Annotated in this window: 21 protein-coding genes; 11 read left to right on the top strand and 10 right to left on the bottom strand. The window is 67.2% G+C overall.

The window, feature by feature from the left end; genetic code table 11:
* The first annotated feature begins 121 nt into the window (after nucleotides 1-121).
* Together JF542_RS16320 and JF542_RS16315 are read left to right on the top strand one after the other, a co-directional pair.
* The gene (locus JF542_RS16320; protein ID WP_007800073.1) at nucleotides 122-1,159 is read left to right on the top strand and encodes an ABC transporter permease; all 1,038 of its coding nucleotides are present in this window, start codon (nucleotides 122-124) and stop codon (nucleotides 1,157-1,159) included.
* Nucleotides 1,152-2,156, top strand: a complete 1,005-nt coding sequence (locus JF542_RS16315; protein WP_207076615.1) for an ABC transporter permease — start codon at nucleotides 1,152-1,154, stop codon at nucleotides 2,154-2,156. Before JF542_RS16320 ends, JF542_RS16315 begins: the two co-directional genes overlap by 8 nt.
* A 274-nt stretch (nucleotides 2,157-2,430) precedes the next feature.
* On the opposite strand, the gene JF542_RS16310 is transcribed toward JF542_RS16315, so the two are convergent.
* Both JF542_RS16310 and JF542_RS16305 read right to left on the bottom strand, forming a co-directional pair.
* Nucleotides 2,431-3,129, bottom strand: a complete 699-nt coding sequence (locus JF542_RS16310; RefSeq protein WP_207076614.1) for an anti-sigma factor — start codon at nucleotides 3,127-3,129, stop codon at nucleotides 2,431-2,433.
* Complete coding sequence (locus JF542_RS16305; protein ID WP_007800063.1) at nucleotides 3,126-3,683, bottom strand: sigma-70 family RNA polymerase sigma factor; 558 nt, start codon at nucleotides 3,681-3,683, stop codon at nucleotides 3,126-3,128. The genes JF542_RS16310 and JF542_RS16305 overlap by 4 nt, the downstream gene beginning before the upstream one ends.
* A gap of 157 nt (nucleotides 3,684-3,840) precedes the next feature.
* On the opposite strand from JF542_RS16305, the gene cobS reads away from it, so the two are divergent.
* The 6 genes from cobS (at nucleotide 3,841) to JF542_RS16275 (ending at nucleotide 10,215) form a co-directional block, all read left to right on the top strand.
* Nucleotides 3,841-4,824: a cobaltochelatase subunit CobS gene (gene cobS / locus JF542_RS16300; RefSeq protein WP_007800061.1), complete on the top strand. Its 984-nt coding sequence runs from the start codon at nucleotides 3,841-3,843 to the stop codon at nucleotides 4,822-4,824.
* 166 nt (nucleotides 4,825-4,990) lie between these two features.
* Nucleotides 4,991-5,398, top strand: coding sequence for a hypothetical protein (locus tag JF542_RS16295; RefSeq protein WP_207076613.1), 408 nt, complete (start codon nucleotides 4,991-4,993; stop codon nucleotides 5,396-5,398).
* A gap of 53 nt (nucleotides 5,399-5,451) precedes the next feature.
* A complete protein-coding gene (gene cobT, locus JF542_RS16290; RefSeq protein WP_007800056.1) occupies nucleotides 5,452-7,329 on the top strand; it encodes a cobaltochelatase subunit CobT in 1,878 nt (625 codons plus the stop codon).
* A gap of 82 nt (nucleotides 7,330-7,411) precedes the next feature.
* Complete coding sequence (locus tag JF542_RS16285) at nucleotides 7,412-7,735, top strand: SH3 domain-containing protein (protein WP_207076612.1); 324 nt, start codon at nucleotides 7,412-7,414, stop codon at nucleotides 7,733-7,735.
* 300 nt (nucleotides 7,736-8,035) lie between these two features.
* Entirely contained in the window at nucleotides 8,036-9,811 is a 1,776-nt protein-coding gene (locus JF542_RS16280; protein ID WP_207076611.1) for an aminopeptidase P family protein, read from the top strand.
* Nucleotides 9,812-9,870: 59 nt separating this feature from the next.
* The gene (locus tag JF542_RS16275; RefSeq protein WP_040544788.1) at nucleotides 9,871-10,215 is read left to right on the top strand and encodes a DUF427 domain-containing protein; all 345 of its coding nucleotides are present in this window, start codon (nucleotides 9,871-9,873) and stop codon (nucleotides 10,213-10,215) included.
* A 311-nt stretch (nucleotides 10,216-10,526) separates the two neighbouring features.
* Here the strand turns inward: JF542_RS16275 and JF542_RS16270 are convergent, their stop codons facing one another.
* Together JF542_RS16270 and JF542_RS16265 are read right to left on the bottom strand one after the other, a co-directional pair.
* Nucleotides 10,527-11,078 carry a CHAP domain-containing protein gene (locus JF542_RS16270; RefSeq protein ID WP_207076610.1) on the bottom strand — a complete coding sequence of 184 codons (552 nt, stop codon included), beginning with the start codon at nucleotides 11,076-11,078 and terminating at the stop codon, nucleotides 10,527-10,529.
* 215 nt (nucleotides 11,079-11,293) lie between these two features.
* A complete protein-coding gene (locus JF542_RS16265; protein ID WP_207076609.1) occupies nucleotides 11,294-12,970 on the bottom strand; it encodes a chloride channel protein in 1,677 nt (558 codons plus the stop codon).
* Nucleotides 12,971-13,081: 111 nt separating this feature from the next.
* Here JF542_RS16265 and JF542_RS16260 point away from each other — a divergent pair, with 111 nt between their 5' ends.
* From JF542_RS16260 to JF542_RS16250, 3 genes are all read left to right on the top strand, one after another.
* A complete protein-coding gene (locus JF542_RS16260; protein WP_207076608.1) occupies nucleotides 13,082-14,455 on the top strand; it encodes an FAD-binding oxidoreductase in 1,374 nt (457 codons plus the stop codon).
* Nucleotides 14,456-14,605: 150 nt separating this feature from the next.
* Nucleotides 14,606-15,880 carry an NAD(P)/FAD-dependent oxidoreductase gene (locus JF542_RS16255; RefSeq protein WP_207076607.1) on the top strand — a complete coding sequence of 425 codons (1,275 nt, stop codon included), beginning with the start codon at nucleotides 14,606-14,608 and terminating at the stop codon, nucleotides 15,878-15,880.
* Nucleotides 15,881-15,886: 6 nt separating this feature from the next.
* Entirely contained in the window at nucleotides 15,887-16,786 is a 900-nt protein-coding gene (locus tag JF542_RS16250; protein ID WP_207076606.1) for a LysR family transcriptional regulator, read from the top strand.
* A 7-nt stretch (nucleotides 16,787-16,793) separates the two neighbouring features.
* Here the strand turns inward: JF542_RS16250 and JF542_RS16245 are convergent, their stop codons facing one another.
* The 6 genes from JF542_RS16245 to trpB form a co-directional block, all read right to left on the bottom strand.
* The gene (locus tag JF542_RS16245) at nucleotides 16,794-18,074 is read right to left on the bottom strand and encodes a TRAP transporter large permease (protein WP_207076605.1); all 1,281 of its coding nucleotides are present in this window, start codon (nucleotides 18,072-18,074) and stop codon (nucleotides 16,794-16,796) included.
* Between the two features lie 4 nt (nucleotides 18,075-18,078).
* A complete protein-coding gene (locus JF542_RS16240; RefSeq protein ID WP_207076604.1) occupies nucleotides 18,079-18,588 on the bottom strand; it encodes a TRAP transporter small permease in 510 nt (169 codons plus the stop codon).
* Entirely contained in the window at nucleotides 18,588-19,598 is a 1,011-nt protein-coding gene (locus tag JF542_RS16235) for a TRAP transporter substrate-binding protein (protein ID WP_207076603.1), read from the bottom strand. Before JF542_RS16235 ends, JF542_RS16240 begins: the two co-directional genes overlap by 1 nt.
* Before the next feature lie 191 nt (nucleotides 19,599-19,789).
* Nucleotides 19,790-20,365, bottom strand: coding sequence for a c-type cytochrome (locus JF542_RS16230; protein WP_207076602.1), 576 nt, complete (start codon nucleotides 20,363-20,365; stop codon nucleotides 19,790-19,792).
* Nucleotides 20,362-21,627 (bottom strand): PQQ-dependent sugar dehydrogenase, encoded by a 1,266-nt coding sequence (locus tag JF542_RS16225; protein ID WP_207076601.1) that lies wholly within the window; start codon nucleotides 21,625-21,627, stop codon nucleotides 20,362-20,364. The genes JF542_RS16230 and JF542_RS16225 overlap by 4 nt, the downstream gene beginning before the upstream one ends.
* Before the next feature lie 265 nt (nucleotides 21,628-21,892).
* Entirely contained in the window at nucleotides 21,893-23,119 is a 1,227-nt protein-coding gene (trpB, locus tag JF542_RS16220) for a tryptophan synthase subunit beta (protein WP_207076600.1), read from the bottom strand.
* Between the last annotated feature and the right edge of the window lie 217 nt (nucleotides 23,120-23,336).

Below are 23,336 nucleotides of genomic sequence, written 5' to 3'. Positions count from 1 at the left end.
GGCCCAACAACAAAGACACGGAATTCATGACGCATACAGCCCGCATCCATGACCGGTGCCGGACGCTGCCGCTGCAATCGCAGCGGCGCCGCGCCAGCGCCCCCGCCTGCGAGGTCCGCCAATGCTGACCTATGCGATCCGCCGCCTCGTCCTTTCGGTGCCCACGCTGCTGTTCATCAGCTTCGTGATCTTCATGCTGCTGCAGCTCGCGCCGGGGGATCCCATGGCGCAGGTGCCGCTGACCGTGCCGCCCGAGGTCAAGCAGAAGATGCGCGAGGCCCTCGGCGTCGGGGAGCCCGCACTGGTGCAATACTGGAAATGGCTGGTGCAGGTCTTCTGGACCGAGCCCAAGGTGTTCATCGACTGGCTGACCCGAGACAGTTTCCTGCTCGGCTGGCTGCCCGACACGAACCTTTACCAGGGCGAGCTGCGGGTCATCTCGTGGCAGACCCGGTCGCCGGTGATGGACATCGTGCTGCAGCGCATCCCGCAGACCCTCTGGGTCGTGGGCCTGAGCTACGTGGTGGGTGTGCTGATCGCGCTGCCGATCGGCATCTACTCGGCCTACCGGCAGTATTCGGTCTTCGACCAGGCGGGTACCTTCGTCACCATGGTCGGCTTCTCGATCCCGCCGTTCTTCACCGGCCCTCTGCTGATCGTGATCTTCTCGGTCTACCTTGGCTGGTTCCCGTCGATCTACGACACCACCCACGTCGTGAACGACTGGGAGAGCTTCAAGTACCAGCTCAGCCAGATGATCATGCCGGTGATGGTGCTGGCGCTGCAGACAACGGCGCAGCTGAGCCGTTACATGCGCGCCTCGATGCTCGACAACCTCAACCAGGACTACGTGCGCACCGCGCGCGCCAAGGGCCTGAGCGAGGCGGTCGTTGTGATGGTGCACGTGCTGCGCAACTCGATGATCCCGGTGATCACGGTGATCGCGCTTGGGGTTCCGGCAATCTTCGGCGGCGCCATCATCACCGAGAACGTCTTCAAGGTGAACGGCATCGGCCAGTTGCTGATCACGGCGCTCTTCGCCAACGACCTTCCCATGGTCATGACGCTGACCTTCATCTTTGCGTTCCTGATCGTGATGTTCAACCTGATCGCCGATATCCTCTACGGCCTTCTCGACCCGAGGATCCGCTATGACTGACAGCCCGCAAGACGACGTGATCCTCGCCGAGGGCGCCAAGGCCGCGCCGATCGAGGCACTCAAGGACAAGGGCCCGATGGCGCCGCCGCGCTCCAAGTGGCGCGACGTGTGGGAGCAGTTCCGGAAGCACAAGGGTGCGATGATGGGGGCGTTCTTCCTCTTCTTCATCACCTTCGGCGTGCTCATCGGCCCCTACCTCTGGACCCTCGATCCGCAGGCGCTCGACATCCGCAACAAGGACATGCGACCGATCTACACCGCGATCTGGAACAGCGAGGCCGATGTCGGCTGGAACCACCCGCTGGGCTCGGATCAGCTTGGCCGCGACAACCTCTCGCAGCTGATCGCCGGCGGTCGGGCATCGATGGCGGTGGGCTGGGCGGCGATGCTGCTGTCGCTGGTCATCGGCACCGGCGTGGGCGTGATGGCGGGCTTCTTCAAGAAGCTCGACGGCCCGCTGATGCGCCTCACGGACCTGTTCCTGTCGCTGCCGATCCTGCCGCTTCTGCTGGTCGCGGTGACGCTGTTCCGGCAACCGCTGCGCGCCAATTTCGGACCCGAGGGCGGCATGTTCATCCTGATCGTGACGGTGGTCGGCATCACCTCGTGGATGCCCACGGCGCGCATCGTGCGCGGCGACGTGCTCGCCCTCAAGGAGCGCGAATTCGTGCTCGCGGCGCGCTCCATCGGCACCCAGCCGTTCAAGATCATTAAGCGGCACCTTCTGCCCAACGTGCTGTCGCCGATCATGGTCTCGGCGACGCTGGGCCTTGCCACCGCGATCATTACGGAATCGGCGCTGAGCTTCCTCGGCGTGGGCTTCCCGTCGGACTTCCCCACCTGGGGCAAGATGCTGGCCGACGCGGTGGCGCGGATGGAGGACTTCCCCGAGCGGGTGTTGCTGCCCGGCGTGGCGATCTCGCTGACGGTGCTGGGGGTGAACTATCTCGGCGACGGCCTGCGCGACGCGCTCGACCCCCGCATCCGCGGCCGCTGACGCGGAACACCCTGCAAGTTCATAAGGGGCGGGAGATCATCTCCCGCCCCTTTTTCTTTGGCTCATCGTGATTGACTGGTGCGATGTCCGCGGCCGTTCGAACGGACAGAATGCAGCGCTGAGACCCTGCCCCCAAGCAGCCGAAGACCGCGCCATCCCTTGTCTGTATCGCGCAGGCAACCTGTTCAGACCCATTGACCTGACGAGGATCTCTGGCTGGAAACGCTCGGGGTGATCGCACGGGGATGCGGACCCGCCCCGATCGGGGCGGCGCCTACAGCTCCTCGCGGGGCTCGAGCTGCCCCAGAGACAGCACCGGGCCGGTGGCCACGCCGGTCGGAGACCCGCCGAGCGGTTCTTCCGAGATCGCGACGGTGGCGCCCGGAAGCTGGGCAGCGATCTCGTCGGAAACCGGAATCTCGGTCAGCTGCTCGCGGTCCACCAGACCGATGGAGACCGGCGGACTCTCAGGATCGGCGATCAGCCAGATCTCGAAGGACCGGTCGTCGGGGTAGTCACCCGCATCGCGGCGCACCATGAAGGTCTGACTGTCGGGCGCGTAATGCGCCAGCATCACCAGCCCGCGCGACGGCGTCTCGAGATCGGCCCAGAGATCGGGCTCGTCGCTCGATTGCAGCAACCCGCCGAACATCGCCATCCAGGCAATGGCCGCGGCGGCCACGGCGCCAAGGAAATACGGCAGGATCTGTTGCCAGAGCGGCGCGCGCGGCTTGCCGAAGAGCTGTGCCTCGGTGCGGCGCAGGATTTGCGGCGGCGGCGCGACTTCTTCGATGTCATCGGTGAAGGCGGCGAAATACGCCTCCCACGCCTCGACATCCTGCTGCAGCGCCTGATCCTGGACAAGCTGCGACTCGAAGGCGCGCAGTTCGTCCTCCGGCAGCAGCCCGAGGACATACTCCGCCGCCGCGGCTTCCCAGCCGCCCGGTAGATCCGTATCCTCAGGCCCGCTCATCGGCTCAGGCACTCCCTCAGTTGCATCAGGCTGCGGCGCAGCCAGGTTCGTACAGTGTTGAGCTTGACGCCGGTGGCATCGGACAGCTCGTTATAGGTTGCGCCTTCGAGATAGGCGCGACGCACCATCTCGGCGCGCTCGGGCGGCAGCTCGGCCATGCAGCCGAACAGGGCTTCTGCCTCGGCCCGCGACTGCAGCTGTTGCGCCGGCCCGGGACCCGGATCGGCGATCATCTCGGCCGCATCGATCGGATCCTGCTTGCGCCGCTCGCCTGCATCGCGCTTGCGACGGCGGTCGATCGCAGCATTGCGCGCCAGCGTGATCAGCCAAGTCATCGGGGAAAACCCGTTGACCCGGTACTGGCCAGCCCGCGCCCAGATCTTGCAATAAACGTCCTGCAGCGCCTCTTCAGCGAGCGCCCTGTCATTCAAGACACGCAGGCAAACGCCAAAGAGTTTCGCCGCTGTCCGATCATAAAGTGACCGGAACGCCGCGCGGTCGCCCATGGCGATCCGGGCGATCAGGTCTTCAATCTCGGCTTGCGGGGTGGTCACGTGCTGCGGTGCCTGGCTTGGGTCGTTTCTTGCCGGCAGCCTAACGAGATGGCGCAGCGTTGCAATCCCTATCCGCGCCGCTCTGCCGCTCTTGCCACTGCCGGAGATATGGGGCACCACGGGGCAAAGCGTTTTACAGATCCGACAGAGGCCCGCCATGAGCAGTGATATCGACGTCAATGCGAAACCGACCGAGGAGATCGAGGTCCGTGAGGTCTTCGGCATCGACACCGACATGGTGGTGCACGGCTTCCCCGAGCGCACCGACCGGGTGCCGGACATCGACAGCACCTACAAGTTCGACCCCGACACCACGATGGCCATCCTTGCGGGCTTCCGCAACAACCGCCGGGTGATGATCCAGGGCTACCACGGCACCGGCAAGTCGACCCATATCGAGCAGGTCGCGGCGCGGCTAAACTGGCCCTGCGTGCGCGTCAACCTCGACAGCCACATCTCCCGGATCGACCTGATCGGCAAGGACGCGATCAAGCTGGTGGACGGCAAGCAGACCACCCAGTTCCAGGAAGGCATTCTTCCCTGGGCGCTGCGCAACCCCACCGCCATCGTGTTCGACGAATACGATGCCGGCCGTGCCGACGTGATGTTCGTCATCCAGCGGGTGCTCGAGACCGACGGCAAACTGACCCTGCTTGACCAGAACCAAGTCATCACGCCGCACAAGCATTTCCGCATTTTCGCCACCGCCAACACCGTCGGCCTTGGCGATACCACGGGCCTGTACCACGGCACCCAGCAGATCAACCAGGGCCAGATGGACCGCTGGTCGCTGGTCGCGACGCTGAACTATCTCAGCATCGATGCCGAGACCAACATCGTTCTCAGCAAGGCGCCGCATTACAACACCGAGAAAGGCCGCAAGACCGTGCGCCAGATGGTGACGGTGGCCGATTTCACCCGTCGCGCCTTCATGAACGGAGAGCTCTCGACGGTGATGTCGCCGCGAACCGTGATCGCGTGGGCCACCAATGCCGAGATCTTCCGCAACATCGGCTACGCCTTCCGCCTCTCCTTCCTCAACAAGTGCGACGAGCTCGAGCGCCAGACCGTGGCCGAGTTCTACCAGCGCTGCTTTGACGAGGAACTCCCGGAAAGCGCTGCGAGCCTCAGCCTCGCCTGATCGGCGTCTGCGAAGACATGAACGGGCCGCGCTTCTGACCGGAGGCGCGGCCTTTGTCTTGCGCAGGCGTTGCGGCCTCCGGACTCCCCTGATTTTTTGACCATCGGGTCAGAAAACCCCAAATTCCGCTAGGTGGGATTAATCATTTTGCGATAATGTTCAAAACATGGGCGCTTTGAAAACATTTCTCTGCGGCACTCTCGTCGCCCTCGTGACGGCTTCCGCATCGGAAGCCGTTCCGGCGCAGACGGCCGAACGCGTCCGTCTTTTCGCCAGTTGCGCTGGCCGCCTCTCTGCCACCATCGAACATGGCTGGCTCATCGACCGCAGCGACGGCAGCACCGCACAGCGCCAGCGCCGAGGCTTCGAGGAGCTGATCGCCGCCATCCTGCCGGACGCGAGGGCAGCCGGGCTCGACGGGCCGCGCATCCTGCACCAGCGCATCGCCGCGAAATTCGCGCAGGCGCGGCTGCTGCAGACCGCCAGCTTCCACCGCGACACGCGGCGCGCCGCCCGCGCCCGAATGCTGGCCGAGCAGGAGCTGGCACGCTGCACTGCCATCCTGCCCGGCTGAGCGGCGATTTTTGCCCCTTGCCAATCGCTTCCCAGAGCGCGAAACCTGTGCCCATGGCGCGCAATGACGACAACCCCGCAGATCCGTTCAAGAAGGCCCTGGCCGAGGCAACCAAGGTCATGGCCGACGATTCCGACCTCACGGTGAACTACACCGTCGACCCTGCCGGGGTCTCGGGCGACATCATGCGCCTGCCGCAGGTCAGCCGCCGCATGACCCGCGACGAGGTATTGCTGGCCCGCGGCACCGCCGACGCGCTGGCGCTCTATCGCCGCTACCACGACGCTGGGACCCACGCGCGCTACGCGCCCCCGGGCGATATCGCGCGTGAGCTCTATGAGGCGATGGAGACCGCCCGTTGCGAGGCCATGGGCGCCCGCGACATGCCCGGAACAGCCGGCAACATCGACGCCAAGATCGGCCACGAGGCCGCGCGCCGCGGCTATGGACAGATCACCCAGCCCTCCGAGGCACCGCTGCCGGTGGCCGCGGGCTATCTGATCCGTCACCTCGCCACCGGGCGCGAGTTGCCCAAGGATGCCGATCACGTCATGCAGCTGTGGCGCGGCTTCATCGAGGACCAGGCCGGCGGCACGCTGGACGGGCTCGAGGAGACGCTTGCCGATCAGGCCGCCTTTGCTCGCTTCGCGCGCAAGATGATCACCGATCTCGGCTATGGCGACCAGCTTGGCGAAGACCCCGACCAGATCGACGACGAGGACGAGGCCGAGGCCGAACCCGAGGGCGCCGACGAGGAGCAGCCCGACAGCACCGGTCAGGACGAGGACCAGCAGGACGAGGCCGAGGCCTCGCCCGAGCAGAGCCAGGACGAGACGCAGGACGCCTCCCAGGCGCAGGTCTCGGCCGACGACATGGCCGATCAGGAGATGGGCGAGGAAACCGAGATGCCCGAGGGCGAGGCGCCGATGGAGCCCCCCGCCCCCGCGCCCGCCTCAGAGGCCGACCCGCAATACCGCGTCTTCGACACCTCGCATGACGAGGAAATCGCCGCTGAGGAACTGGCCGAGGCGCAGGAACTCGAGCGTTTGCGCGCCTATCTCGACCAGCAGCTCGAGCCGCTCAAGGGCGCGGTCTCGCGGCTGGCCAACAAGCTTCAGCGCCGCCTGCAGGCGCAGCAGAACCGCAGCTGGGAGTTCGACCTCGAGGAAGGCATCCTCGATGCCGGCCGCCTCGCCCGCGTGGTCGCCAACCCGACCACCCCGCTGAGCTTCAAGGTCGAGAAGGACACCGAGTTCCGCGACACGGTGGTGACATTGCTGCTCGACAATTCCGGCTCGATGCGCGGCCGCCCGATCTCGATCGCGGCGATCTGCGCCGACGTGCTGGCGCGTACGCTCGAGCGCTGCAACGTCAAGGTCGAGATCCTCGGCTTCACCACCCGCGCGTGGAAAGGCGGGCTCGCCCGCGAGAAATGGCTCAACGAGGGGCGCGAACAACAGCCCGGCCGCCTCAACGACCTGCGCCACATCATCTACAAGCGCGCCGATGCGCCGTGGCGCCGGGTGCGCGACAATCTGGGCCTGATGATGAAAGAGGGCCTGCTCAAGGAGAACATCGACGGCGAGGCTCTGGAATGGGCGCATCGCCGCATGGCGGCCCGCCCCGAGGCGCGCAAGATCCTGATGGTGATTTCCGATGGTGCGCCCGTGGACGACTCGACGCTCTCGGTGAACCCGGCAAACTATCTCGAGAAGCACCTGCGCGACGTGATCGCCATGGTCGAGCGCAAGAAGCAGGTGGAACTGCTGGCCATCGGCATCGGCCACGACGTGACACGCTACTACGACCGCGCGGTGACCATCACCGATGTCGAGCAGCTTGCCGGAGCGATGACCGAGCAACTCGCGGCGCTGTTCGACAGCGACCCGCGCGCCCGCGCCCGCTTCATGGGCATCAAGCGCGCAGGCTAGCCCTGATCGGCGCCCGCGCCGCTAGGGGATGCGGGCGCGCTCTGCTATCCTGATCCGGCATTTCGAGATCAGGAGCATTGTCATGAAGCTATTCACGGGCCTTGGACTCGCCCTGTGCTGCGCGACCTCGCTGCAAGCACAGAGCATTGTGCCGCCGCGCGGCGAGATCATCACCGACACCGGCTGCCTCGTCACGGGGCTCGACCCCAACGGCGACGGCTTTCTCGCGCTGCGCGCCGGCCCGGGCTCGGGCTATGCGCAGATCGGCAGCCTGCACAATGGCGACGCCGCCTACCTCCGCGCCTGCGAGGGCAAATGGTGCTTTGTCCGGAACGGTGCCCTGAACGGCCGCGAAGCCCGGTTCGAGGGCTGGATCTACACCGCGTGGTGCGAATTCTACCCGTGAGCCGCCTCCCCCCTCCGGGCCTGACGGCTGCGGCATCCGCCGGATCACGTCACGGCACTGCCGGGCGACAAGTCGAGTCACAAGACCTGCGACACTGCAGGGCCGGGCGAGGCGAAGCAGTTCAGCAAATTCGAAGGGTGAGACCATCAGCGCCCCGAGCGCTCGGGCCCCGCTCACGGCGCGTCTCCGCCCCCCACGGCCGCCTTGAACAAGTGCCCGGGTGTCGCGCCCCGGCCGACGCAGTTGCCACTGGCACCCGGGCGCAGGCCTGATAGGGTCCGCGAAAAAGGAGGCCGCGCCATGTTTCAGACCTTTCAGGAGACCGCCCGCCCCGAGCAGGGCCCGCCGCGCCTGACCAGCCTGCGCGAAGAGCTCGCCCGCGAAGGGCTCGACGGATTCATCGTGCCGCGTGCCGATGCGCATCAGGGCGAATACGTCGCCCCCCGCGACGACCGGCTGGCCTGGCTCACCGGCTTCACGGGCTCGGCCGGGTTCTGCGTGGCGCTGACCGAGGAGGCCGGCGTCTTCATCGACGGCCGCTACCGGGTGCAGGTCAAGGCGCAGGTGGCAGAGGACTTCACCCCGGTCGACTGGCCGGAAACCGGCCTCGCCGACTGGATTGCCCGAAAGCTGCCCGAGGGCGGCCGGATCGGCATCGACCCGTGGCTGTTCTCGGTCGACCAGCTGCGCGGGCTTGAGGCCAAGCTCGAAAGCCACGGCTTCATCCGCACCGACAACCTCGTCGACCGGATCTGGCCCGACCAGCCCAGCCCCCCGCAGGGCGCCGTCTTCGCCCAGCCGCTGGAGCTCACCGGCGAGCCGCACGCCGACAAGATCGACCGGCTGGCGCGCGATCTCAAGGCCGCGACCTGCGTCATCACACTGCCCGACAGCATCGCATGGCTGCTGAATATCCGTGGCTCCGACATCCCGCGCAACCCGGTGCCACACGGCTTCGCCCTGCTCAACGAGGACGGCACGGTCGAGCTCTTCATCGACGCCGCCAAGCTCGAGGGCCTGGGCGATCATCTCGGGCCAAAGGTCAAGGTGCTGCCGCCCGAGGGCTTCCTTGCCGCGGTCGCCACGCTGGGCGGCAAGGTGCAGATCGACCCGGCCAGCTGCCCGGTCGCGGTGGCCGACGCGCTCGCCACGGCCGAGATCGTCGAGGCCCCCGATCCCTGCGTGCTGCCCAAGGCGCGCAAGAATGCCGCCGAACTCGAGGGCGCCCGCGCGGCACATCTGCGCGACGGCGCCGCGATGGTGCGCTTCCTCGCCTGGCTAGACCGCCAGACCCCGGGCAGCCTCACCGAGATCGGTGTCGTCACCACGCTCGAGGCCGAGCGCCGGGCCACCAACGCGCTGCGCGACATCTCCTTCGAGACCATCGCCGGCGCCGGCCCGAACGGCGCCATCGTGCATTACCGCGTCACCGAGGCCACGGATCGCCGCGTCGGCGAGGGCGAACTGCTGCTGGTCGACAGCGGCGGGCAATACGTGGACGGCACCACCGACATCACCCGCACCATTGCCATCGGCGACGTGGGCGAGGAGGAATGCGCCAATTTCACGCGCGTGCTCAAGGGCATGATCGCGCTGTCGCGGCTGCGCTTCCCGGCGGGTCTGGCCGGGCGCGATATCGACGTGCTGGCCCGCGCGGCACTCTGGGAGGAAGGGCTCGACTATGGCCACGGCACCGGCCACGGCGTCGGCGCCTATCTCAGCGTGCACGAGGGGCCTGCGCGCATCGCCCGCACCGGCGTGGTGCCGCTCGAGCCGGGGATGATCCTGTCGAACGAGCCGGGCTTTTACCGCGAGGGCGCCTATGGTATCCGGATCGAGAACCTCATCGCCGTGGAGACCGCTGACGCCCTGCCGGGCCAGACGGTGCCACGGATGTTGCGCTTCGAGACCCTGACATGGGTGCCGATCGACAGGCGGCTGGTGGTGCCGGCGCTGCTGACGCAGGCCGAGCGCAGCTGGCTCGACGCCTATCACGAAGAGGTGCTGGCCCGCATCGGTCCGCTCGTCGAGGGCGCCGACGCGGAATGGCTGGCAGCGGCCTGCGCGCCGCTTTGACACAGGACTGTCGCAAGACGGCTGGTATATGATCCGCGAGGAAACGGGGAGAAAACGACATGATGAACCACATCACCATCCGCCCGACCGAGGGCACCTGGGTGATCCGCGCCGGCGGCGCGGTGCTGGGCGAAAGCAACCGGACGCTGGAACTGACCGAGGGCGACATGCCCGGCGTGATCTTCTTCCCGCGCGAGGACATCGCCATGGCCTTCCTCGAGCCGTCCGACTACCGCACCATCAACCAGCATATCGGCGAGGCAACCCATTTCACCATCGCCTCCAAGAGCCGCAGCTACGAGAATGCTGTGCTGTCCTATGAAAGCCCGAGGGACGAAGCGGCGCCGCTCGCCGGCTACCTCGCCTTCCAGGTCCAGGACGGCGTCGCGGTCGAGCAGGTCTGATCTTCCGACCATCCACCAAAACCGAAAAAGGCAGGCCCCGCGCCTGCCTTTTCTCATTGCAGGCGCCACCCGCCACGAAAACGCCCCCGCCTTCTGAGCGCCCCCGTCCCCTCAGCGCCCCCGCCTTCTCAGCGCCCCTGTCTTCTCTTCGTCAAAAATACTCCCGCCGGAGGCAGGCCGCCCCAAGCATCCGGCCGCAACGCCCGAAAAAGGCGTCAGCTCTCCACCCACGCCCCGAGACCGCGGCCCGAGGGCCGCGGGCGAGACGACCAGCGCGCGCCCAAGGCGCGCACCATATTGCAGGGAAAGACTTACTGGACCCGGCTGGGATAGATGAAACCGTTGATCGGGTAGACCTTGCCGAAGCTGCCCGGGTTGCTCTCGACGCGCACTTCCGACCAGTCATTGGCCGCCGAGACGTCCTGGACCGTCATGCCCAGCGTCACCTTGTTGCGCTTCCAGTTGGCGTGATCGATCCGGACCTCGCGCGGCGACAGGATGTCGGAGACCACGGCGACGTGGCCCATCGGCATCCCACCGGTGGCCGCGAACGCCATCACGGCGCCCTCGACGGGTTGCACGCCGCGCTCGTAAAGCCCATGCGCCTTGCCCCACCAGGTGTTGGCGTTGCCGCGGATCTCGACACCGCTGGCGTTGCGGGCGAAGGGCACGCACCAGACGCGGCGGCCGGCATCCTGCAGCTGGCGCACCTCGCGCAGCGCCATGGCGCGGCGCTCGAGATCGATGCCACTCGAGCTGTAGGCGATGTCGGGCGCCTTGGTCGAACAGGCCGCGGTGGCCAGAATAATTGCACACAGGATGGGCAGGCCAAATCTGGCCTTGCGGGCGCCGGTAACGCTCATTCGTCCCTCGAACGGTTGTTTCTGCTCGGCCGCCTGTTTCCGGCAGCTCGCGGATATCCTTTTACCAACCGTAAACTTTTGCAAAGTCCGGTGATGTGGGTTCGGCAGAAATCCGCGCATGTTCGGGCAACGTTCCGCAGCCCCGCCGCGGCTCGGAGGGACACCACGCTCCAGCGCCTAAAATTTAGTCACAGCCCGACGAAAGCGCCGCGGCGTCACGAATGCTCTTCTGCCGCGGTGGCGGCAAGCGCGCGGTTGTAGGCCTTGAGCGCGTCGACATGGAACAGCGCTCCCTGCAGCACCGGCGTCTGCGCCGCGCCCTCGAGGGTCACCACGGGCAGGTAGGCAACGCCGGACTTCTCGAAGCGCGGCAACGCGGTCTCGAGCGTCGCGCCCTGTTGCACGTAGAGCCCCTGCTCGATCATCCGCAGGCAGGCTTCCTCGTCCGCCGCCCCCGGATCTCCCGGCTTGCGCATCACGCCCGCCACGCGGAACATCGCCAGAAGGTAGGCCTGCGGCCCGGCGGCAAGATGCACGTTGCGCCGTTCGAGCTGGCTGAGGAAGAAGCTTCGGTCGACCAGCCGCGACGCCACCGCCGTGGACATCGAGACCGAGACCATCACCGCAAGCCCGGTCTGCCAGTCTCCGGTCAGTTCGAACACGATCAGCGTGGTCGAGATCGGCGCGCCCAGCACCGCCGCCGCCACCGCGCCCATGCCCGCCAGCGCATAAAGCGTGAAGGCCGAGCTCTGCTCGGGGAACAGCCCGGTGGCGATATGGGCGAAGGTCAGCCCGGTCAGTGCGCCGACCATCAGCGAGGGCGAGAACACGCCGCCGCCCATGCGCCCGGCCATGGTGATCGACACCGCCGCCACCTTGACGATGGTGAACAGCAACGCCTCGCGCAGGCCGAGCCCGCCGGTCAGTGCCAGCGAGGTGGTCTCGTAGCCCACGCCGATGATATGCGGGAACTCGATGGCGATGGCGCCAAGCAGCAGCCCCGTCACCGCCGGGCGCAGCCAGATCGGTAGCCCCATGCGCTTCTGCAGCCGGTTGCCGAGATCGTCGGACCAGAAGATCGCCCGCATCATCACGACGGCCACCAGCCCGCAGACCAGTCCCATCAGGAAAAAGGCGGGCAGCTCGAGGTAGAACTCGACCGTGGTGGTGCCGGGCAGCAGGAACTCGGTGACGTCGCCAAAGGCCAGCCGGTTGATCACCGTGCCGGCGGCGCTGGCCACCACGATCGGGGCAAAGGCGTGCAGGGCGAAATGGCGCAGCACCACCTCGAGCCCGAACAGCGCCCCGGCGATCGGGGCGTTGAAGCTTGCCGAGACCGCCGCCGCCACCGCGCAGCCCAGAAGGTCGCGCCCGGTGATGCCGTCGACCCGCAACAGGTTCGACACCCACGAAGAGATCATTGCCGCAATGTGCACCACCGGCCCCTCGCGTCCCGTCGAGCCGCCGGTCGAGAGGGTGATCCACGAACACAGCGCAGAGGCGATGCCGGCCTTCTTTTCGACCCGGCCATCGTTGAGCGCCGCGCCCTCGATCACGTCCGAGACCGAGCGCACGCGGCCATCTGGTGTCAGGAACTGGATGATGAGGCCGACCACGATGCCGCCGCCGAGCGGGATCAGCAGCACCCAGAGCCAGTGCAACTCGCTGGCGAAGCTGGCCAGCGTGTTGACGTCCTCGGTGCCGTAAAGCGCAGCCTGAAGGCGATTGATCGCAGAGCGGAACAGGATAGCGGCAAAGCCCGCCGCGGCGCCGACCACCAGCGCGATGAGCCAGAAGGTCACCTGCCCCGGTGCCTTGTGCCTCAGCGTGTCCCAGCCGCGCCCGCAGGTGGCGCGCATTTCGTGCCACTGGCGGGCAACCTCGCGCAACATTCCCTCTCCCCTTTGGCTTTCGCCGGGCCCCTTTGGCTTTCGCCGGCCCCTTTGGCTTTCGCCGGGCGAGCGGCATCGCTATGGTCCCCGCGATTTCCCCGGAGGTTACCAATGCCCAAAGACGCCGCCCTTGATGCTCTCGCCTCTCTCCTAGGCGAACGGCTCAGCCGGTCCAAGCCCGATCTGGCCGAACACGGCCGATCCGAGTCCCATTTCCCGACCACGCCGCCCGACGCGGTGGCCTATCCCGAAAGCACCGAGGAGGTGCAGGCTCTGGTGAAGATCTGCGCCGAGCACGATTGCCCGGTGATCGGCTGGGGGGCCGGCACCTCGCTCGAGGGCCACGGGCTCGCGGTGCATGGCGGCGTGGTGGTGGATTTCTCGCGCATGAACAAGGTGATCGAGATCCGGCTCGACGACATGGACGTGACCGTGCAGCCCGGCGTCACCCGCGAGGCGTTGAACGAGGAACTGCGCGCCACCGGCCTGTTCTTCCCGGTCGATCCCGGCGCCAACGCGAGCCTCGGCGGCATGGCGATGACCCGCGCCTCGGGCACCACCACCGTGCGTTACGGCACCATGCGCGACAACGTGCTGGGTCTGACCGTTGTGCTGGCCGATGGCCGGGTGATCCGCACCGGAACCCGCGCCCGCAAGAGTGCCGCCGGTTTCGATCTGACCGCGCTGATGGTGGGTTCGGAGGGCACGCTGGGCCTCGTGACGGAGCTGACCCTGCGGCTGCACGGCATCCCCGAGGCCACCAGCGCCGGGATCTGCGCCTTCCCCGACATGGGCTCGGCGGTCACGGCGGTGATGGAGACCATCCAGATGGGCATCCCGATGGCGCGGATCGAGTTCGTCGACGCGGCCACCGCGCAAGCCTTCACGGCCTATTCCGGCATGGAGATGTCGCAGGCGCCGCACCTTCTCGTCGAGTTCCACGGCTCGCCCGAGAGCGTGGCGCAGGATGCCGAGCGCTTCGGCGAGATCGTCGCCGAGCACGGGGCCTCGCCGTTCCAGTGGTCGGCCCGCGAAGAGGAGCGCCGGGCGCTCTGGGCGCTGCGTCACAACGGCTATTACGCCATCCTCGCCTCGCGCAAGGGCGCGCGGGCGGTGGTGACCGACATGTGCGTGCCGATCTCGCGGCTTGCCACCGCGGTCGAGGAAACACAGGCCGACATCGCGCAAAGCGGCGTGCCCGGCCCGATCCTCGGCCATGTGGGCGACGGCAATTTCCACGCCATCCTGCTGATCGACCCCGACAAGCCGGAAGAGCTCGACGAAGCCAAGCGCCTGTCCCACCGCATGGCCGAGCGCGCGCTGGCGCTTGGCGGCACCTGCACCGGCGAGCACGGCGTCGGCCTCGGCAAGATGGCCTACATGGAGGCCGAGCACGGTGACGGCTGGCAGGTCATGGGCCAGATCAAGCAGGCGCTCGACCCCAAGGGCATCATGAACCCCGGCAAGCTGGTGCCGCAGGGCTGAGCCTGCCAATCCTTCGGGCGCCGGGCTCTCCCGGCGCCCGTCGCCTGTTCACAGGCTCTTCCATCCCAGCCCAACGCTGTTACACCTCTGTCACGGGACAGATTTCGGGACTTCCGCAGGCGGCGGATCCGGCGACCTAGGACGGACAAGATGACAGCTTCGCAACACGGCAATCTCTGGCGCGCCTCCAGCAAGGAGGTGATCTCGGCCGGCCCGCTCGATCGCGCCCTCAGCGTCGATCTGGCGGTGATCGGTGGCGGCTTCAGCGGTAGCGCGGCGGCGCTTCAGGCCGCGCGTAGCGGTGCCTCGGTGGCGCTGCTCGAGGCCCGGACCATCGGTCACGGCGGCTCGGGGCGCAATGTGGGCTTGGCCAATGCCGGGCTGTGGCTCAAGCCCGACGAGATCCTCGCCGAGCTTGGCGAAGATGCGGGCCGCGCGCTGATCGCCCGTCTCGGGGCGGCCCCCGATCTGGTCTACGGGATCATCGAGCGCGAGGAAATCTCCTGCGAGGCCACCCGCAACGGCACCCTGCATTGCGCCCACGCCCCATCCGGCATGGATGACCTGCGCGCCCGCTTTCGGCAGGGCAATGCCCACGGCGCGCCGTTGCAACTGCTCGACGCCGCCGAGGCACAGGAACGCGTCGGCAGCGCGTCGGTGCATGGCGCGCTCTTCGATCCGCGCGCCGGGACGGTGCAGCCCCTGGCCTATTGCCGCGGGCTGGCGCGCGCAGCAACGCGCGCCGGGGCTCGGATCTTCGAAGACAGCCCGGTGACGAACATCGCCCGCGCGGGCGACAGCTGGCGTGTCACCTGCAACGGCCAGACCGTGCAAGCGGGCGCCCTGCTGATGGCGACCAATGCCTACCATGCGCCGCTCGCGGGTGCACAGCCGCCAGCCTACACGCCGGTGCATTTCGGCCAGTTCGCCACTGCCCCGATGCCGGCCTCCGCCCGCGCCCGCATCCTCGCCCGCGGCGAAGGCTGCTGGGACACCGCGCTGGTCATGTCGTCCTTCCGCACCGATCACGCTGGGCGAATGATCCTCGGCGGGATGGGCAATCTCGACGGCCCCGGCGGCGGCATTCATGCCGGGTGGGCCCGGCGCAAGTTGCGCCAGCTCTTCCCCGAGATCGCCGATCTGCCCTTTGAGCATGCCTGGTGCGGGCGCATCGCGATGACCTCGGACCATATCCCGAAAATCGTCGAGATCGGGCCCAACGCGCTGTCGTGCTTCGGCTATTCCGGGCGCGGCATCGGCCCCGGCACGGTGTTCGGCACGGCCAGCGCCGAGGCACTGCTTTCGGGCGATCTCTCGGGCCTGCCGCTGGTCCCTGTGAAAGGCCACGATGAAAGCCTCACGGCGCTCAAGGGCAGCTACTACGAGTTCGGCGCGACGCTGATGCACGCGGCCGGGGCACGCTGAGCGCCGATGAGCCTGCAGCGCCGCCACCTGCCCGACCTGCGCGTGCTCCAGACCTTCGAGCAGGCCGCGCGACACGGCAATTTCACCCGCGCCGCCGAGGAGCTGGCGCTGACCCAGAGCGCCGTCAGCCGCCAGATCCGCGAGCTCGAGGAGCAGATCGGCAAACCGCTGTTCGAGCGCGCGCCGGGCCGCGTGGTGCTCACCCGCGCGGGCGAAGACCTGCTGCCCGAGGCGCAGCGCCTGCTGCGGCTGGCCGAGCGCGCCCTGCGTCACGCCGGGGCTGGCGGTGCCCAGGAGACGGTGCTCTCGATCAACGCGCTGCCGACCTTTGCCGCGCGCTGGCTGATGCCGCGCCTGCCCGGCTACCTTGCGCAGCATCCCGGGTTGCGCATCGATCTCAGCACCCGAAAGGGCGTGTTCGACTTCAATGACAGCCCCTGCGATCTGGCCATTCACTACGGCCAGCCCAACTGGCCGGGCGGGATCTGCAGCTACCTTTGCTCCGAGATCATGGTGCCGGTGATCGGCGGCGGCGCCCCGCAGGTTCCCTCCGCTCCGGCCGAGCTCGCCCCTCTGCCCCGCATCCACCTCTCCGAGCGGCCCGGTCTCTGGCCCGACTGGTTCGCCCATCACGGCGTCGCCGTCGAGCGCGCCGGCGAGGGCCACTGGGTCGACCAGATCTCGCTCGCCATCGAGGCGGTGAAGGCCGGCATGGGCTGCGCGCTGCTGCCGCGCTACCTGATCGAACGCGAGCTTTCGGACGGTCTGCTGCGCGTGGCGCTCGACGCGCCCTACTCGACCGAAAAAGCCTATTACCTCGTCACGCCGGAGGGCCGCTCCGAACGGGTGGCCGCGTTTCGCGACTGGCTGATCGGAGAGGTCTCGTTCCGGCCGCTTGCGGACTGAGCCACGCTCAGGTCAGCAGCAGCACCAGCCCCGGAAACGCGGTGAGCAGCGCCACGCGCAGCACGTCCATCGCGACGAAGGGCGCGAGCCCGCCGAAGATCGTGCCGAGCCGCACATCGGGCACCACCGAGCGCAGCACGAAGGCGTTCATCCCCACCGGCGGGGTGATGTAGGAGATCTCGGTCACCATGACGACGAAGATGCCGAACCAGATCAGGTCGATGCCCTGCGCCGCCACGATGGGGTAGAAGACCGGCACGGTCAGCATGATCATCGACAGGCTTTCGAGCACGCAGCCCAAGACAAGGTAGATGCAGAGCATCACGAGAATGGTCATCATCGGCGTGTCGCCGAAGACGCTCAGCGCCGCCTGGATGTCGCGGGTCATGCCCGACATGTTGACGTAGTTGGTGAAGGTCAGCGCGCCGAACAGGATGAAGAACATCATCGAGGTGGTCTTCATGGTGTCGTAGAGCACCGCGATCATCTTCTCGCGGCTGAACCGTCCCGAGAGCAGCACCAGCAGGAACGCCCCGCCCGCGCCCATGCCGGCGCTTTCGGTGGGGGTGAAGACGCCGAGATAGATGCCGCCCATCACGAAGACAAAGAGGATCAGCGCGCCGGCGGTGCCTTTGAGCGCACGGATGCGGTCAAGGAGAGGCAGCTTGGGCTCGACCGGCAGATCGATCTTCTGGGTCACCAGCGTGATGCGCACGGCGATGGTGTAGCCGATGATGCCGATCAGCCCGGGGATCAGCCCCGCGAGGAACAGCTTGCCGATGTCCTGCTGGGTCATGATGCCGTAAAACACGAGGATCACCGAGGGCGGGATCAGGATGCCCAGCGTACCGCCGGCGGCGATCGAGGCGGTGGAGAGCCGGTCGGGATAGCCGTAGCGCCGCATCGAGGGCAGCGCGATGCGGGTCATCGTGGCCGCCGTGGCCATCGACGAGCCGCAGACCGAGCTGAACGCACCGCAGGCGATGACGGTGGCCGTGGCCAGCCCGCCCTTGCGGTGGCGCAGCCAGGCATACGCCGACTTGTAGAGCTCCTCCGCGATGCCCGACTGCACCACGAAATTGCCCATCATCAGGAACAGCGGCAGCACCGAGAGCGAGTAGTCGCGCCCGTTGTCGAAGAAGGCCGAGCCCAGCAGCGACAGCGCCGGGGTCCAGCCGATGATCGAGGCCACGCCCACGAGCCCCACGCCCGCGAGGGCCATCGAGATCGGCACGCCCACGAGAAGCAGCACGCCGAGAATGGCCATGCCGACCGGCCAGCTTTCCATGATGTCAGTGTCCTTTCAGGTGCCGGATCAGCGCATGTGCCGGCACGAGCGCGGTCAGGAGAGCACCAAAGCCGGTGCAGACCGCACAGAAATAGCCCAAGGGGGCGATCGGGATCGCCAGCGTCGTCGTGGTTCCGCCATAGCCGCCGATCTGCGCCGCGTAGACCCAGACCCGCCACGCCACCACCGCCAGAACCACCGCCGAGAACAGCCCCGTCACTGCACCCCGCCACGGCTTCACCGCCGCCGGCATCCGGTCGGTCACCAGATCCACCGTCACGTGTTCATCGGCCAGCGCCACCGCTGGCAGACCAAGAAAGACGACGGCGGCGAGCAGCAGCTCGGTGAGTTCGGTGGCGCCTCTGAGTGGCGCGTTGAAGAGGTAGCGCCCGATCACGTCGGTCACCGTCATCCCCATCAGCGCCATCAGCAGCACGCCGCCCAGCACCGCAAGCGCCGCGCGCAGGCCAAAGGCCCCGCGCGGGCGCGTCGTCTCGGGCAGGGCCTCGGGCATTACTCGGCGGCTTCCTTGGCGATCTCGGCCTTCAGCATGTCAAACGCCGCCTGCGCGTCGACGCCGGTCTCGGCCGCCTCGTCGAGCTTTGCTTGCACCAGCGGTGACAGCGCGCCTTCCCAGGCCGAGAGCTGCCCCTCGGTGGCCGGGGTGATGGCAATCTCGCCCTCCATGGCGGCTTTGCCTGCGGCGTCGGCGGCATCCCACATCTGGCCCGCCATGCGCGCCAGCGCCTCTCCGGTGACGGTGTCGATGGCGTCCTGCTGCTCGGGGTCGAGGCTCTCCCACTTGGCCTTGTTCATCACGATGTAGAACGAGGTGTTGTAGAGCCCGCCCGGCACCGAGATCGCCTCGTCGAGCTGCGGGATCAGCTTGAAGAAGTTGACCGACTCGTAGGGAAACAAGATGCCGTCGGCGACGCCCTGGCTCAGCAGCTCGTAGGCCTTGGACGACGGCCCCTCGACCGGCACCGCGCCAAGCGCCGAGGCCACCTCGTGCACGATGCCGCCGCCGACGCGCAGCTTGACGCCCTGCAGCACGTCGGGCTCGGAGACCTCACCGGACTTGAGGAAGATCTCGCCGGGTCCATGGCTGAACACCGCGAGCACCTTCACGTCGTCATATTCGCCCGCGTCACGCAGCATCTCGTCGAACACGCGCCAGTAGGCCACCGAGATATTCTCGGCGCTGTCACCGAGGAACGGCAGTTCGACGATGTTGGTGGTCTTGAAGCGGCCCGGGTTGTAGCCCTGCACGCCGAAGGTGATGTCGGCCACGCCGTTGACGGCAAAATCGAAATGCGCCTGCGGCGGCCCCAGCGGCGCGGGCAGGATATTGGCAGTCACCTCGCCGCCGGTGGCCTCGGCGATCTGTTCGGTCATCGGCACGATCAGCTCGGAAACCAGCGGGTGCGACGGCGGCAGCCAGTTGGCAACGGTGAGCACGGTCTGGGCGGAGGCGGCGCCGGCAAGGCTGCAGACAAGCGCGGTGGCGGTCAGGAGATGTTTCATGGGCTGTCCCTGTCAATTGCTCTTCGGCCGGTCCGACCGCCACGCGGGGCCCGTTGCCGTTGCGCTATCTGTTCCGCATGGGGCTACGGAGCGCAAGAGAGGCGCGGCAAAATATGCCGTGCCGCCCGCGACCGCGGCGCGTTGTTGGGCAGCGGATCGCCCTGCCCTCGCCGCCTTCTCCGGGCACCGCTCTACTCCGGCATCTCGATCTCGAGCTGGACAGCCCCGTACCAGTCGGCCACGGCGCGGATCTCTTCATCGGTCATGTCGGCGGCGATGTCCGACATGATCTCGTGCGTCCGCCTGCCAGTGCGGAACGCCTTGAGCTGGGTATCGATATAGATGTTCACTTCTCCCGCGAGGTTGGGCGCGTCGAGCAACTCGGAGATTCCGGTCGCCCCGTGGCACGAGACGCAGGCCGCCGGCGCATCCTCTACGCTCACGCCCTCCGGCAGCGTCGCGCGGGCCTCGTGCGAGGCGTACCACGCCGCCACATCCGAGATCTGCTGCGCACTCAGCCCGGCTGCCACCACCGACATCATCTCATGCTCGCGCGCGCCGGTCTTGAAGGCCATGAGCTGCGCTTCGAGATACTCTTCCGGCTCGCCGCCGATATGCGGCGCGATGGGAATTTGCGCCAGCCCGTCGAGCCCGTGACAGGTGCGGCACATGTTGGCCACCTTGCGACCGGCGGCGGGATCATCCGCCACCGCCGGCCCTGCCCCGGCGAGCATCAGCCCGCCGAGGAGAACAGCCGCCAGCTTCATTCGCTGGCCGGGGCCGGGTTGTAAGCGATGCGCCAGATCGCGCCGGCGAAATCGTCCGAGACCAGCATCGAGCCGTCCTTGAGGAACGCCACGTCCATCGGGCGACCGCGATACTCGCCAGTGCTCTCATCGAGCCAGCCATCGGCAAAGACCTCGGTGCCGGCGGCGTTGCCTTCTTCATCGAGCGCGGTGAACATCACCCGCGCGCCCACCGGCGTGGTGCGGTTCCACGAGCCGTGCTGGGCCGAGAAGATGCCGCCCTGGTATTTCTCCGGGAAGGACGATCCCTGGTAGAAGCTCATGCCCAGATCCGCCGCATGGGCCTGCATCTCGACCTGCGGCTCGACGAACGCGACCCCCTCCGGGCGCTCCACGTCCTTATAATCGGGGATCTCGACCCGCGCATTGGTCCAGGGAAAGCCGAAATGCTGGCCTGCCTCGGTCTGCCGGTTGAGCTCGCCCGGCGGGATGTCGTCGCCCATGCCGTCGACCTGGTTGTCGGTGAACCACAGATCGCCATTGGCCGGGTTGAAATCATGCCCGACCGAGTTGCGGATGCCACGGGTGTAGACCTCGCGGCCCGAGCCGTCGGTGTTCATCCGGATGATGCCGCCGATGCCGATCTGGTCGTACATCTCGAGCTTGTCCTGAGGCTGCACGTTGTGCGGCTGGCCGAGCGAGATGTAGAGCTTTCCGTCCGGCCCGACGCGACAGACCCGCGCGGTGTGGTTGAAGCTCTCCTCTTCCGCCGGCACCAGCTCGCCCTTGGCGACCACGGTGCCCACCGCCGGGTCCGGACCCTCGAAGAAGAACTCCGCCGCCGGGAAGGTCAGCACCCGGTTGCGCTCGGCGATGTAGAGGAAGCCGTCCGGCGAGAAACACGGGCCGTTCGGCACGTCGAAGGTGATCGACGGCGCGAAGTCGAAGACCTCGTCGGCCACCCGGTCTCGGTCGCGGTCGACCACCGACCAGACCTTGTCCTTGCGGGTGCCCACGAAGGTTACCGTGCCCTGCGGCGCCACCGCCATCGAGCGCGCGTCCGGTACCACCGCGTAAAGGCTCACCTCGAACCCGTCCGGCACGTTGATGTGCTCGAGAATTCCTGTCAGCGCGTCGGCGCGGTCGCCGCTCTGGTCGATATTGGTGAATGTCGCGTCGGTACGCTGCATGTTGGATAGCTTGTCCATGTTGTCCTGCGCCACCGCCGGCACAGCAAGGACGGTTCCGAGCACGAGGCCCGGAAGCAATGTCGTCTTGGTCATGATTTTCCTCCCTAAACCGGTTCCCCACGCAATTTCCGATTGCAATCCTCCCGGAGAACTCAGCCTGAGGATTCAAAATTTATCCGAGACCTGTCAAATCTTTTATCCAATTTTGCGAATTTATCCCCGCGGCACCAAACCGCTCAGGAGAACTGACCGCCGCGCGGCCCTTTGCCTGCCGCCTCCCGCGCAACGAAAACGGCCGCCCGGGATACTCCCGCGCGGCCGTAGAAATGCGATTTATCTGCCCGAAGGCAGGCGGCGCTCAGCCCAGGTCTTGGCCCAGGTGCTTGGCGACGGCGAAGATGTCCTTGTCGCCGCGACCGCACATGTTCATCACGAGGATGTGGTCCTTTGGCAGGGTCGGCGCGATCTTCATCACATGCGCCAGCGCGTGGCTGGGCTCGAGCGCCGGGATGATGCCCTCGGTGCGGCAGGAGAACTGGAACGCCTCCAGCGCCTCCTTGTCGGTGATCGAGACATACTCGGCACGGCCGCTGTCGTGCAGCCAGGCGTGCTCGGGCCCGATGCCGGGGTAGTCGAGCCCGGCGGAGATCGAGAAGCCCTCGAGGATCTGGCCATCGTCGTCCTGCAGCAGGTAGGTGCGGTTGCCGTGCAGCACGCCGGGGCGGCCGCCGGTGAGCGAGGCGCAGTGCTCCATCTTCTCGTTCACGCCCTTGCCCCCGGCCTCGACGCCGATGATCTTGACGGTCGGGTCGTCGAGGAACGGGTGGAACAGGCCCATGGCGTTGGAGCCGCCGCCGATCGCCGCGATGACGCTGTCGGGCAGACGGCCCTCGCCCTCCTGCTCGGCCAGCTGCCAGCGCACTTCCTTGCCGATGACGGCCTGGAAATCGCGCACCATGGCCGGGTACGGGTGCGGGCCCGCCACCGTACCGATGCAGTAGAACGTGTCGCGCACATTGGTCACCCAGTCGCGCAGCGCGTCGTTCATGGCGTCCTTGAGCGTGCCGCGACCGGAGGTGACCGGCACCACCTCGGCGCCCAGCAGGCGCATGCGAAAGACGTTGGGCTGCTGGCGCTCGACGTCATGCGCGCCCATGTAGACGACGCATTTCAGCCCGAACTTGGCGCAGACCGTGGCGGTGGCCACGCCGTGCTGGCCGGCGCCGGTCTCGGCGATGATGCGGGTCTTGCCCATGCGCTTGGCGAGGATGATCTGGCCCAGCACGTTGTTGATCTTGTGCGCGCCGGTGTGGTTCAGCTCGTCCCGCTTGAGGTAGATCTTGGCGCCGCCAAGCTCCTCGGTCATGCGCTGCGCGAAATACAGCGGCGACGGTCGGCCGACATAGTTCTTCCAGAGATCATCCATCTCGGCCCAGAAGCTGTCATCGGTCTTGGCCCGCTCGTACTGCTCCTCGAGCTCGAGGATCAGCGGCATCAGGGTCTCGGACACGAAGCGTCCGCCGTAGATGCCGAAGCGGCCCTTCTCATCGGGGCCGTTCATGAAGGAATTGAACAGATCGTCCATCGCGCCTCTCCGTCTGTCAGTTGGCCTTGTCTAAGGCATATCCCAGCCGCTTGACCAGCCCCGCCTCGCATCTTCTCAGCGACAGTTCCGGTCCTGCCGGTGGCGGGGTTGCAACGGGACGATCCTGCGCCCCGCTTGTGGCACGGGCGGACGCCTCCGGCGGGAGTATTTTTGACGAAGAGAAGCCAGAGGCGCAGCGCTCCTGGCTTCTTTGGTT

It is taken from the genome of Salipiger bermudensis (assembly GCF_017309175.1).
Taxonomy (GTDB): domain Bacteria; phylum Pseudomonadota; class Alphaproteobacteria; order Rhodobacterales; family Rhodobacteraceae; genus Salipiger; species Salipiger bermudensis.
This window is presented reverse-complemented; position numbering and strand designations above follow the sequence as displayed.